Source organism: Flavisolibacter ginsenosidimutans (assembly GCF_007970805.1).
GTDB classification, from domain to species: domain Bacteria; phylum Bacteroidota; class Bacteroidia; order Chitinophagales; family Chitinophagaceae; genus Flavisolibacter; species Flavisolibacter ginsenosidimutans.
The window spans coordinates 3,638,059-3,649,762 of sequence record NZ_CP042433.1 but is presented as its reverse complement, the minus strand read 5'-3'; the positions used below and the strand labels follow the sequence as shown (position 1 = coordinate 3,649,762).

Here is an 11,704-nt window from a genome sequence, read left to right as displayed (position 1 = left end):
CAACGGATAACGATTAACGGTCAACGATTTAGATCTTTGCATCCGTCGTTACGGCCTGTCCTTCGTACAATCCTTGATAGCCTTCGGTAATGAGCACATCGCCGGCATGCAGGCCGCTCTTTACTTCCAGTTTGTCGCCGTACAATTCACCCACAGTAATGGTTCGTTTTTGCGCAACAGTCTTCGCTCCTTCCTTCGCCGCCACCATCACAAATTTTCCTTTCTCATCGTTCTGCAACACGTTAACCGGAATGGTAATGGCGCTGTTTGAGGCGTAATCTTTAATCTTTACCACGGCTATCTGGTTGGGACGCAGTTCAGGCGACGAAGGAATTTTTGCTTCGATGTAAAAGGCACGGTTGGTCGGGTCTATCGTTCTGCCGGCAACGGTAACTTTTGCGGTAAGGTTGCGATTTAAGTCAGGCAGGTAAACCAAAATGTTTGAACCCACTTTTACGCGGCCTACGTAATTCTCGGGCACTTGCGCTACTACTTTCAAATCGCTTGTATTGACGATGCGGATTTGCGGACCCGCAGCGGTTGCACCCACAAACATTTCCCCCACACGAACGGCCACAATATCAGCCACGCCGGATGCAGGCGCTGTTACGGTCATCAGGGATGCCTGCTTTTGAATCACACCAATTTGCTGGCGCAGCGTGTTCACTTGCGTTTGTGCGTTCAGTACGTTTTGATAGGTTCCAATGCCCTGGTCGTACAAACTTTTCAAACGCTTGTAGGTGTCTTCAGCCGAAGTTAACTGCACACGCAACGGCTCTATTTGCTGACGAATGGTTTGATCATCAAGGCGGGCCAACACTTGTCCCTTGTGCACCGTTTGTCCTTGCGTGACGTACAGGGCTTTTACAATTCCGCCTTGTCCGTTCGGAGGCGCTACGTAAGAGATGTTCTGCGCATCCAGCTTGCCTTGCAGGTCAATAAAGTGAGAGAAGGTATCGGTGCCCACAGTGGAAACGGCCACCAGCTTTGGCTTAGCCGAAGCAACCGAGGTGTCCACTTTGGCAATGTCTTTTTCCAGTGCGGTTATCTCCGTAGTCAACTTGTCCTGCTGCGTTTTTAATTCCTGCAGCTTTGCTTTCTTGTCGTTCAGGTTTCCGGCTTCGTCTTTTTTGCTGGAACCGCAGGAGGCCGCTACCAAAGAAAGAAGCACAAATCCAATCAAATAATTTTTCATGTTGAATGCGTTTATAGTAATGAGTTGATGTTTGGTTATTGAAGTTTGCCTGTTGCTTTTAAGAAATCAATCTTCGCATTGATGGCATCATAGGTTGCCAGAATGTAATTGTTCTGCGCTACCGCTAAATCGTTCTGCGCATTGCTGATGTCTGTGTTTGTTGCGAGTCCGTTTTGCGATTTAAGCCGCGTTTGGTTGTACACCGTTTCGGCCAGCTCCATGTTGCGCTTTTGCGCATCAAGCGTGGCCAGTGCATTTTGATAATTGTTGACGGCCTGCTTCACTTGCGCATCAATGGTAATCTTCAGGCTTTCCAAATTGTTTACCGATCTCTGCACTTCAAGTTTTGCACGGTCAATGCGGGCATTTTTGGCAAAGCCGCTGAAGATGGGCACGTTCACGTTCAGGCCAATCAGTGAACTTGGATTCCATTTTCCACCAAAACCAAACGTGTTTGATTGGCGGATATAATTGTAGTTAGAGGACAGCGAAACGGTGGGCAGTTTACTCAACTCGTAGCGGCGCACGTTAAACTCATTCAGCGTTTTTCCAAGCTCCGCGTATTGGTATTCTTTGCGGTCGCTGTAATTGTATTGTGCCGCTTCCAGCACACCGTTGCGAATATCGTTGTAGCCGATGCTGTCGGTTAAAACCAGCGAATCCTGAACGGGCATTCCAATCAACATCTTTAAGCCAATGTAGCCGTTGTTGATGCTGTTAAGCGCCTTCAGCCTTTCGGTTTGAATGTTGGAAAGCTGCACTTCCAACTGGCTGATCGAAAGTTTTTCGGCAAAGCCGTTCTCGTACATTTTGCGGGTATCGTTCAACAAGTTTTGCACGCGGGCAATGTTGGCGTCGAGAATGCTGATCTGGCTTTTGCTGGCGGCTAACTGGTAATATACTTTGTACACGTTGGCACGAATGCCTTCTTCCGTTACCTCGGCGGCTTTACGGGCAAATTGCATCGTCGCGTCGCGGGCCTGCAGGCCAATGAATACCTGCCCGTCGAACAGCAATTGTTGCAAACTCACGCCAACGTTGTTGGAAAACTTGGTTCCGAACTGCGCGGCGATGTAACCAAAGTCGCTGGGCACTTTGATGGTGTTGCCGTTGGCGTCTTTCACGCCTTCGTTTGCCAGCACGCCGTACACGGCCGGCGAAATAAAGTTGGGCAGAGTCTGCACCGCTACGTTAGGATAGTAATTGATGCCGGCGCTGCCGTTAATTTGCGGATAAGCCGATGCCGTTACCTCTTTGTTGGTTTGCGCCTGCTCCTCCACGTCTATCAGGGCGTTTTTAATTTGCACACTGTTTTTGCGGGCATAGTCCACGGCTTGCTGCGCCGAAAGTTCGTGCCGCTGCTGGGCCTGCAAAAGACTTGTAAGCAGCAGGCAGAAGGCCAATAGTATAGCCTTGTTCATTTGTTTCATTGTTTAATCCGTTGGTTTTTGTATTTCTGAATGAGCTTTTGTCCTTTGGCCGTAGCCAGGCCGAAAAGGAAATGCTCGAATAATTGTTGCTCGATGTGGATCAATTGGGTGCGGTTGTTCGGGAACACCTCGCCGTTGAAAGGCAGCATCACGCTTTCGATGCGCAGACGGGCTATCACGTCCACGTCAATGTCGGGGCGGTACAGTTCATCTTTAATGCCTCTTTGCAGGTTATCGCTAAGCACCTTGTACAAAAAGCCGTACTTAAACTCTTTAAATTTTTTGAACGCGGCCGGGTGATATTTTTCCATGTCGTAGAGCACGGAGGGATTCATTTCGGCAAACATTTCCTGCATCATGTCGTAGGCCAAAAAAAATTCCTGTATCGGATTATCGGCCTGCTGCTGATCTGCCAGGCATTGGGTACGGCTGTGATTTAAAACGCCGCTAAAACAAGCATCCACCAATTCCTCCTTGTCAGAAAAATATTGATAGAGCGTCTTTTTACTCATGCCCAGTTGTGCGGCAATATCGTCCATACTCACCGAGCGGATGCCGTACTTGTTGAACAGTTCGTGCGAGCGCTCCAAGATTCTCTCTTTCGGTTCCATAATTGGGGGACAAAACTATGGAAACTTTTTTCGTTGCCAAAGTTTCCAATGTTATTTTTTTATGAACGGTGCTTTTCCCGGATGAAATGATGATGGAGGATGGACGACGGACGACAGGAGGAGTCATTGATCGTTGTTCGTTGTTCGAGATTTCAAGCTTGAGGGTTTCTCTTCGCCAACGGTCAACGTCCATCGGCCAACAAAGGGCTGTCATCTGTCGTCTAATTATCCTTCATCTGTCTTCCGATTACCTTTGGCGCATGAACAACGAAACCGTGGAAAGCAAGGGCTTTCAGTTTAACAAGTTGCTGAATTATTTTTTGCAGGGATTGCTGGTGATGGCGCCCATTGCCATTACCATCTATGCGGTGTACTCGGTTGTGTCTTTTGTGGACAACCAAATTCCGCTTTTTACAGCCCGCGATGCCGAAGGAAAAATTTACGTGCGCAATTACGGGCTGGGATTTTTGATTGTGATCGTCGCCATCATTTTCATCGGATACCTCTCTTCTTTTTTTATTCAAAACCGCGTGTTCAATTTGTTTGATAGCGTGCTGAAACGAACGCCCGGCATTCGTTTCATTTACTCCACCACCAAAGAATTTTTTGAAGCCTTTGCCGGTGAGAAGAAAAAATTCAACAAACCTGTACTCGCCAACATTGATGACAACGACGTGTGGCGCGTGGGCTTTATTACACGGGAAGAAGCAAAAGAATTTGGTTTTAGCGAGTACGTGGCCGTGTACATCCCGATGAGTTATTCCATTGCGGGCAACGTGTACATTTTACCGCGGGCAAGGGTTCGCATCGTGACGAATTTAAACGCCACCGACGCGATGAAGTTTGCCATTAGCGGCGGCGTAACGACTGTTGAAGAAGATAAAACATCCCTGCATTGACATCTTCGTTTTATCTTCTTACTTTTCATTTATTCATTCTGAATAAGTGAAAAAACTGCTGCTTCTCTTCCTTTCTTCTTTGGTTGTAAAGACCAGTTTTTGCTGGGGCTTTTATGCGCATCAAAAAATTAATTATTACGCGGTCTTTCTTCTTCCGCCGCAGATGATGATCTTCTATAAGCAAAACATTCAGTTTTTGAGTGAACACGCAGTTGACCCCGACAAAAGAAGATACCTGGTTGCACAAGAAGGGCCGCGGCATTATATTGATCTTGATGCTTACCGAAACGATTCGCTGCCACGCCGCTGGGACAGCGCGGTTGCAAAATTTGGATCAGACAGCCTGCAATCACGCGGCATTGTGCCGTGGTGGGTGCAAACAATGAAAGCGAGACTGACGGCCGCTTTTAAAGAAAAAGACGGCGCGAAAATCTTGAAGCTCTCGGCCGAAATAGGCCATTACATTGCCGATGCGCACGTGCCCTTGCACGCAAGCTCCAATCACGACGGCCAACTGACCGGCCAGCGCGGCATTCACGGTTTTTGGGAAAGCCGCCTGCCCGAATTGCTGGCCGAAAAAGAGTGGGATTTTTTCATCGGCAAAGCCGATTATATAAAAAATACAGGCGACTTTATCTGGAAGCGTGTGCGGGAAAGCGCTGCGGCTGCGGACACGGTTTTGCGTGTTGAAAAAGCATTGTCGCAAAAATTTTCGGTTGATCAGCGTTACTCGTTTGAGCTGCGCAACGGCATTTTGCAAAGGCAATATTCATCGGCGTATGCAAAAGCCTACGACAAAGAATTGGCAGGAATGGTGGAACGAAGAATGCGGCAAGCCATTTACGCCGTGGCTTCGTTTTGGTACACGGCCTGGGTGGATGCGGGCCAACCGGATTTGTCGTCTCTTTCCAACGCAAATTTTTCCGAAGCAGACCTGAAAGAATTTGAAGACCTGAACAAAGCCTGGCGCGGCGCTGGCATCATTGGAAGAAAAGAAGAATGAAAAACAAGTGCGGGTATTAAACGGCGCCGGAAGAATCTGCTATCAATTGCTACAGCCCACACCACAGGAAACCCGTTCTTTACAAGTCGGTTATATTTGTGTTCCATCGAAATAACATGACTACCGATACAAAAGAACTTTCTAACAGAAGTGCCGCTGTTACAGCAACGAGCGGCAAGCACAACTTCAACTCCGGTCCTTCCATTCTCCCAAAAGAGGTTTTTGAAGAAGCCGCACAAGGCGTTCTCAACTTTAACGGCAGCGGCCTTTCTATTTTGGAAATTGGTCACCGCACAAAACTTTTTGGCGCTGTGATTGAAGAGGCCATCGCCACGCTGAAAGAATTGATGCAGCTTGACAGCGAACACGAAGTGCTGTTTTTGCACGGCGGCGCTTCCACGCAATTCTTTCAGGTGCCCATGAATTTGTTAGACGGTAATGCTGTGGCCGCCTATACCGATACCGGCATCTGGGGCAGCAAAGCCATCAAAGAAGCAAAGCTTTTTGGAAGCGTGGATGTGGTGTGCAGTTCCAAAGCAGAGAACTATACGTATCTGCCCAAAAATTTTGTGCTCGACAAGGCCAAACACGCATACGTTCACATTACGTCCAACGAAACGGTTTACGGCACGCAGTGGCATGACCTCTCGCCTTTTTACAACAGCGGCGTTCCTGTTGTTGCTGACATGAGCTCCGATATTTTAAGCCGCCAACTGGACTTCAACAGGTTTGATCTCATTTATGCGGGAGCGCAAAAAAATATCGGTGCGGCCGGTGTAAACGTGGTCGTTGTTAACAAGCGTTGTTTGGGAAAAGTAACGCGGGCCTTGCCTTCGATGATGGATTACCGTGCGCACATTGAAGCATCTTCGTTGCTGAACACGCCGCCGGTTTTTGCCATTTACGTGTGCATGCTTACGCTTCGTTGGTTGAAGAATTTTGGCGGCATTGCGGCTGCGGAAAAGCTAAACAACCAAAAAGCAGAACTGATGTACCAAACCGTTGATGCCTTGCCCATCTTTAAAGGCACGGTAGCAAAGGAAGACCGTAGCACCATGAATGCTTGCTTTGTGGCAACGAACGAGGAATTGGAAAAAGAATTTCTGGCGCTTTGTGAAAAAGAAGGCATGGTGGGTGTGAAAGGTTATCGCACCGTCGGCGGCTTTCGCGTTTCGATGTACAATGCCTTGCCGCTGGAAAGCGTAAAAGCGATGACGGATTTGATGAAGCATTTTGCGCAAACGAAAGGATGATAATTAATTTTGAATCATGAAAAGCTATTTGGATCGGATAACTATTCAACCTGCGCAATTGGACGGCAAACCATGCATTCGTGGTCTGCGCATTTCCGTTCAAACGGTGCTTGAATTTTTGAGCGTCGGCAACACAGCCGAAGAAGTAATTGAGCAATATCCCTTGTTAACAAAGGAAGATATCACCGCCTGTTTGCAGTACGCTGCGAAAATTTCGGGTAAAGAAATTTCTTATCAAATCGTTTGAGTGAAACCTCTTTATCTGATTGACGCCAACCTGCCCTTTCGCGTACCGGTTTGGCAGACCGATGCGGCCGCTTTTGTGGTGAAGATCAATGCAAAATGGGACGATGAAGAAATTTGGAATTACGCAAAAGCAAACGGGCTAATTATCGTTACAAAAGACAAAGATTTTATCGTAAAACAGGCGATTGCCGGTTCGCCTCCGAAACTTGTGCACGTAAAGTTTGGCAATTTAAAACTGGCCGATTTCATTCACCGTATCGAAACCGTTTGGAAAGAAGTTGAAAGCCTTGTTCAAACACACTCCATTGTCAACATTTATTCGGATAAATTAGAAGCAATTAAATAATTATGGCGCACATCAAGCCCTTTAAAGCCCTTCGTCCGCACAACGAATATGCCGCTCAAGTTGCATCACGTCCTTACGACGTGTTGAATTCAGAAGAAGCAAGAAAAGAAGTACAGGGAAATCTTTTATCGTTTTTGCACGTTACCAAATCGGAAGTGGATTTACCCGCTGATGTTGATGTGCACAGCGAGGCCGTTTACCAAAAAGCAAAAGAAAACCTGGACCAGCTCATTGAGCGAAAGGTTTTGTTTCAGGACGAAACGCCCTGCTACTACATTTACGAATTGGGTTGGAAAGGCCGTACGCAAACGGGCTTGGTTTGCGTTTCTTCGATAGAAGATTATTTGGCCGACGTGATTAAAAAGCACGAGTTCACACGCCCCGAAAAAGAACAGGACCGCATCGATCACATGCGCACCGTAAGAGCACAAACGGGCAATGTGTTTCTTGCCTGCAAGGACAACGTTGAATTATCCGAAGTTTTTGCGCACCGCAAAAAAAGCCACACGGCCGATTATTCTTTTACCGCCGACGACGGCGTAAGCCACGCCATCTGGGTAGTGAGCGATGTGTCAACGATTGACATCATCACCAATATTTTTAAAGAAAAAATTCCTTTCACTTACATTGCCGACGGTCATCACCGCGCTGCTTCCGCTGCCAAGGTGAGTAAGGATTTAAGCGACAGCGAAGACGCACAATATTTTCTCACCACCATCTTCCCTGCAGCCGAGTTGGCAATACTCGATTACAACCGAATTGCAAAAGACCTGAACGGTTTAAGCGACGATGAATTTTTGCAAAAGCTGAACGAAGAATTTGAAATAACAAAGTCAGATGCTGCCGTTAGACCGGCGGAATTGCACAGCTTTGGCATGTACCTGAACGGCCAATGGTACACGCTAAAAGCAAAAGAAGGAACATACAAAGATGACCCCATTGGCGTGCTTGACGTAACGGTTTTGCAAAACAACGTGCTGGATAAAATTCTGGGCATCAAAGACCCGCGAACCGACAGCCGCGTTGATTTTGTGGGCGGCATTCGCGGCCTGACCGAATTGGAAAAGCGGGTAAAGGACAGCGATGCAAAAGTGGCTTTTAGCTTGCACCCGGTGAGCCTGCAACAATTGTTCGACATTGCCGATAGCGGCGAAGTAATGCCGCCGAAAAGTACTTGGTTTGAACCCAAGCTGCGCGACGGTTTGTTGACGCATCTGATATAACTCAACCATCAATTTTAACAGGCGGCTTTCAGCGCATCGCTTCTTTATCCCTTATTTTGGAAAATGAAACACCTTCTCCTTTCGTTTGCGCTTTTTGGTTCGGTAACGTTGTTTGCGCAATCGGCGCACGAAACGGCGTACAGCTTTATGAAAACCGGCGATCACGACAACGCCATTCTGGTTTTGAACAAGGCTTTGCAAAACTCACCCAACGACGAACAATTGTTGCAGGACATTACGCTTGCTTACTACTATAAAAAAGACTTCACGCATGCCCGTGATTATGCCAAGAAACTCGTTGACCTCGACAACGTTGACGTAGCCTCTTATCAAATTGCGGGTACCGTTTACCGGGCGTTGGAAGAAGCCAAGGAAGCCGATAAGCTTTACAAGAAGGCGTTGAAGAAATACCCGAACAGCGGTGTTTTGTACAGCGAGTACGGCGAATTGCTGTGGAGCAAGAACGACGACGCGGCCATTGACCAATGGGAAAAAGGCATTCAGGCTGATCCGTCTTATGCCGGCAATTATTACCACGCTTCGTCTTATTATTTTTTTACCAAGGATAAAGTTTGGTCACTCATCTACGGCGAGATTTTCGTGAACATGGAATACCTCACCGAGCGGGCAAGAGAAATAAAAGAGCAGTTGCTCAAAGCCTACAAAGAGAAAATCTTTTTAACCAGCAACAGCGATGAAGGCAAGCCGACTTCGCCTTTTGCACAAGCCGTTTATGAAACCTATGCAAAGCAAAATTCCCTCACCGGCAAAGGTGTAACGGTAGAAACGCTTACGATGATTCGCACACGATTTATTTTGGATTGGTACGCAAAATATGCTTCCAAGTTTCCTTTTCGTTTATTCGATTATCAGCAACAACTCTTGCGCAGCGGCATGTTTGAAGCGTACAATCAATGGCTGTTTGGTCCCATTGAAAACCTGGCGGCTTTTGAGCAATGGACAAGAACCAATGCCGATGCCTACAAAAAATTTACAGCCTTTCAACGAGGCCGCGTTTTTAAAATGCCGGGCGGACAGTTTTACGGGGTAACGAAGAAAAGCACGTGAGTAGTGAACAGTCAATCGTGAATGAATACAAAATCTAATGTCTTCTCCATAAAAAAACCTCTCAAACAATTGAGAGGTTTTTTTATGGAAAGTTTGCTTATGCTTTATTCACGATTGACTGTTCACCACTCACTGTTTAAAAAAGATCGCCGTTGCAAATTGGTTGGACGATTGAACAATCACCGAGTAAACGCCGGTTGGCAGCGTGCCCACATCGCTAAAGTTCCAGTTGTTCGTACCCGCGTTTGCGGCTCTAACATAGCTGCGCACCATCAGCCCGTTGGCGTTGTAAATTTTTACCGTTACCGTTTGCTGAAACAGCGATACAAAGGTTGCGTGCAACTCGTTCACCACCGGATTGGGTGTAAGAACCAATTGCGGCTGTGCGTTGCCAGAGACACCAACCGGATTGCAGATTCTTGTTTCGCAGCCGGTATTTGTTTTTAAATACAGACATACGTTGTAACGACCGGGTGAAGCGAACGTGTGATTGATTGTTTGCCCGCTGCCCGTTGTGCCGTCGCCAAAAGTCCAGTTGTAAGAAAGGACATAATCCCCGTTGTTCTGAATGCCCAAACCTCTGAAGCGAATGGTGTTTGCGTTGATCGTAGAATCGGTCATGTAGCCGCCGCAAACATTGCTGTGCGCAACGGCAATTGAAACGGGTTTGCAACGTTCAGCGGTGCATCCACCCGCATAGGTCACTTTTGCGCAAACGTTATAATTGCCGGGTGCGGGATAATGATGCACGATCATCAGTTGTTGCGGGTTCAGCGGATTGGCAAGCACAACGCATGTGTCGGTACCATCACCAAAATTCCAGCAGATTTTTTCCGCAACCCTGTTCGTCATCAGGCCCACGTAAAATTTGCGTTCAAGACTAGCCGTGTTTGCGGCCGCTTCGGACAAATCAAACGAACAAACTGTTGTAACATGGGACAGAACAACCGTGTTGCATTTCTCGGCCACGCAACCGCCGTCAAATTTTACTTTGATGCAAGCGTTGTACGTTCCGCCCTGGCTGTAGCGATGCATGATGCTTAACGGCGGTGCGGCGCCGGTTGTAGCTGAGATGCAGGTGTCGGTTCCGTCGCCAAAGTTCCAGCACACTTCGGTAATGCGTTTACCGGCGTTGTTGCTGGCAGCGCCGTAAAATTTCACGTAATGGGCGCCGATGCTGTTGGTTAATGTATCCACCCATTGAAAACCAGCTTCGCAGTGCTGCTCAAGTGTAATGCTTTTGCATTCCGAACCGATCAAGATGGAATCGTTGCTGTTGGTGGCATACCTGTAAACCTTCAAACAAGCCTGGTAGGTTCCGGCTAATGCGTATTGATGCGCAACGCCATCGTAAGCGCCGGTGGTGGCGCGGTTGTTATCACCAAAAGTCCAAAAGGCTCTTTTAACGCCTTCACCCAAATTTGCGCTGGTATTGGTGAAGGTTACGGTGTTGCCATTGACCGCGAACGTAAAGTTTACATTGGGCGTGGTTGTTTGTGCATGAAGCAAAAGGCCTGTAAACAGTGATGCAAGCAAGTTGTAAATCTTCTTCATAAAGAAGGCTGTGTGTTTAGTGAACGGTTTAGGCTTTTCCGCACAGGGAACGGTACACAGCCATTAAAGACAACGCAGGTTAACGAAGGTTTAAAAAATGCAAACAAAAAGTGAAAGAAAGTCTACGCCACGTCTTTTTGGTGCGAGATGATAAAGTCAATGATTTCTTCCAAACTGTTGGAAATGCGGGACAAAGCGTCTTGAATGTCCTCGCGGCTTACCTGCGCGGCAAAGGACGGCGTCTTCAGTTTTTTGAGGATGCTTTTTACGTCCATGCCCTCGTAGCGGCTGGGGCGGATGAGCGCAGCGGCGTGAATAAAACCCGAGAGTTCGTCAAACACATAAATCATCTTGTCCATGCTGTTTTCCGGCTCTACACCAAAATGCCGCGGACCGTGGGAGGCGATGCAATGAATGACAGAAGGATCTACGTTGCGGCGTTCCAATTCTTCGATGATGATGCGGCAATGTTCGGTAGGATGTTTCTCCCAATCCGCATCGTGCAAAAGACCCGCGAGCCACCATTTGTAAGCTTCTTCTTCGGATAAATTTTCTCGTTCAAGTGCCCAGGCTTTCATCACTGCAGCCACTTGCTTCATGTGCAGGCGAAGGCGTTCGTTTTCTACCCAACTGTTTAAAAGGTTAAGTGCTTCTTCTTCGGATAAAACCTTGCCCGTGTTTGCGGGATTGCCGAACGTGTTTCTGCCAAGCGGTTGAATTGCGTCTGCCATAGTTTAAGCTGTCAGTTATCAGCTTTCGGCAATCGGTAAAAGATAGAATAGCGGAACGCTGATAGTTGTTTCGGCAAGATACATCTGAATGCATTTTTTGAAGAAGAATGTTTACGCTGCGAAGCCTTTGCTTTCTTAATGAATT

General features: G+C 47.4%; 12 protein-coding genes. 7 read left to right on the top strand and 5 right to left on the bottom strand.

All coding sequences use genetic code 11. The features are described from left to right. Positions 1–28 precede the first annotated feature (28 nt). Genes FSB75_RS15445 through FSB75_RS15435 form a run of 3 tightly spaced genes read right to left on the bottom strand, consistent with a single transcriptional unit; the run spans position 29 to position 3,215 of the window. Positions 29–1,195 (bottom strand): efflux RND transporter periplasmic adaptor subunit, encoded by a 1,167-nt coding sequence (locus FSB75_RS15445; protein WP_146789335.1) that lies wholly within the window; start codon positions 1,193–1,195, stop codon positions 29–31. A gap of 35 nt (positions 1,196–1,230) precedes the next feature. Next, a complete protein-coding gene (locus FSB75_RS15440; protein WP_227990602.1) occupies positions 1,231–2,616 on the bottom strand; it encodes a TolC family protein in 1,386 nt (461 codons plus the stop codon). Between the two features lie 5 nt (positions 2,617–2,621). Then, positions 2,622–3,215, bottom strand: coding sequence for a TetR/AcrR family transcriptional regulator (locus tag FSB75_RS15435; protein WP_172623168.1), 594 nt, complete (start codon positions 3,213–3,215; stop codon positions 2,622–2,624). 281 nt (positions 3,216–3,496) lie between these two features. Between FSB75_RS15435 and FSB75_RS15430 the strand changes: the two genes are divergently transcribed. From FSB75_RS15430 to FSB75_RS15400, 7 genes are all read left to right on the top strand, one after another. After that, positions 3,497–4,135, top strand: a complete 639-nt coding sequence (locus FSB75_RS15430) for a DUF502 domain-containing protein (RefSeq protein ID WP_146789330.1) — start codon at positions 3,497–3,499, stop codon at positions 4,133–4,135. 46 nt (positions 4,136–4,181) lie between these two features. Beyond that, positions 4,182–5,138 (top strand): zinc dependent phospholipase C family protein, encoded by a 957-nt coding sequence (locus FSB75_RS15425; RefSeq protein WP_146789328.1) that lies wholly within the window; start codon positions 4,182–4,184, stop codon positions 5,136–5,138. A gap of 116 nt (positions 5,139–5,254) precedes the next feature. After that, positions 5,255–6,391: a 3-phosphoserine/phosphohydroxythreonine transaminase gene (serC, locus tag FSB75_RS15420; protein ID WP_146789326.1), complete on the top strand. Its 1,137-nt coding sequence runs from the start codon at positions 5,255–5,257 to the stop codon at positions 6,389–6,391. A 16-nt stretch (positions 6,392–6,407) separates the two neighbouring features. Next, positions 6,408–6,638: a DUF433 domain-containing protein gene (locus FSB75_RS15415; RefSeq protein ID WP_146789324.1), complete on the top strand. Its 231-nt coding sequence runs from the start codon at positions 6,408–6,410 to the stop codon at positions 6,636–6,638. Next, entirely contained in the window at positions 6,639–6,983 is a 345-nt protein-coding gene (locus FSB75_RS15410) for a DUF5615 family PIN-like protein (RefSeq protein WP_146789321.1), read from the top strand. Positions 6,984–6,985: 2 nt separating this feature from the next. Further along, positions 6,986–8,206 carry a DUF1015 domain-containing protein gene (locus FSB75_RS15405; RefSeq protein ID WP_146789319.1) on the top strand — a complete coding sequence of 407 codons (1,221 nt, stop codon included), beginning with the start codon at positions 6,986–6,988 and terminating at the stop codon, positions 8,204–8,206. A gap of 63 nt (positions 8,207–8,269) precedes the next feature. Then, positions 8,270–9,274, top strand: coding sequence for a tetratricopeptide repeat protein (locus FSB75_RS15400; protein ID WP_146789317.1), 1,005 nt, complete (start codon positions 8,270–8,272; stop codon positions 9,272–9,274). A gap of 129 nt (positions 9,275–9,403) precedes the next feature. Here FSB75_RS15400 and FSB75_RS15395 read toward each other — a convergent pair whose 3' ends face one another. Further along, positions 9,404–10,828 carry a PKD domain-containing protein gene (locus FSB75_RS15395; RefSeq protein ID WP_146789315.1) on the bottom strand — a complete coding sequence of 475 codons (1,425 nt, stop codon included), beginning with the start codon at positions 10,826–10,828 and terminating at the stop codon, positions 9,404–9,406. Positions 10,829–10,950: 122 nt separating this feature from the next. Next, complete coding sequence (locus tag FSB75_RS15390) at positions 10,951–11,559, bottom strand: hydrolase (protein WP_146789313.1); 609 nt, start codon at positions 11,557–11,559, stop codon at positions 10,951–10,953. Positions 11,560–11,704: the final 145 nt, after the last annotated feature.

Bases quoted from the DNA above. Each gene is read 5' to 3' on its own strand.
- FSB75_RS15445 (WP_146789335.1), bottom strand. From the start codon at position 1,195: ATGAAAAATTATTTGATTGGATTTGTGCTTCTTTCTTTGGTAGCGGCC.
- FSB75_RS15440 (WP_227990602.1), bottom strand. From the start codon at position 2,616: ATGAACAAGGCTATACTATTGGCCTTCTGCCTGCTGCTTACAAGTCTT.
- FSB75_RS15430 (WP_146789330.1), top strand. From the start codon at position 3,497: ATGAACAACGAAACCGTGGAAAGCAAGGGCTTTCAGTTTAACAAGTTG.
- serC (WP_146789326.1), top strand. From the start codon at position 5,255: ATGACTACCGATACAAAAGAACTTTCTAACAGAAGTGCCGCTGTTACA.
- FSB75_RS15415 (WP_146789324.1), top strand. From the start codon at position 6,408: ATGAAAAGCTATTTGGATCGGATAACTATTCAACCTGCGCAATTGGAC.
- FSB75_RS15405 (WP_146789319.1), top strand. From the start codon at position 6,986: ATGGCGCACATCAAGCCCTTTAAAGCCCTTCGTCCGCACAACGAATAT.
- FSB75_RS15400 (WP_146789317.1), top strand. From the start codon at position 8,270: ATGAAACACCTTCTCCTTTCGTTTGCGCTTTTTGGTTCGGTAACGTTG.
- FSB75_RS15395 (WP_146789315.1), bottom strand. From the start codon at position 10,828: ATGAAGAAGATTTACAACTTGCTTGCATCACTGTTTACAGGCCTTTTG.
- FSB75_RS15390 (WP_146789313.1), bottom strand. From the start codon at position 11,559: ATGGCAGACGCAATTCAACCGCTTGGCAGAAACACGTTCGGCAATCCC.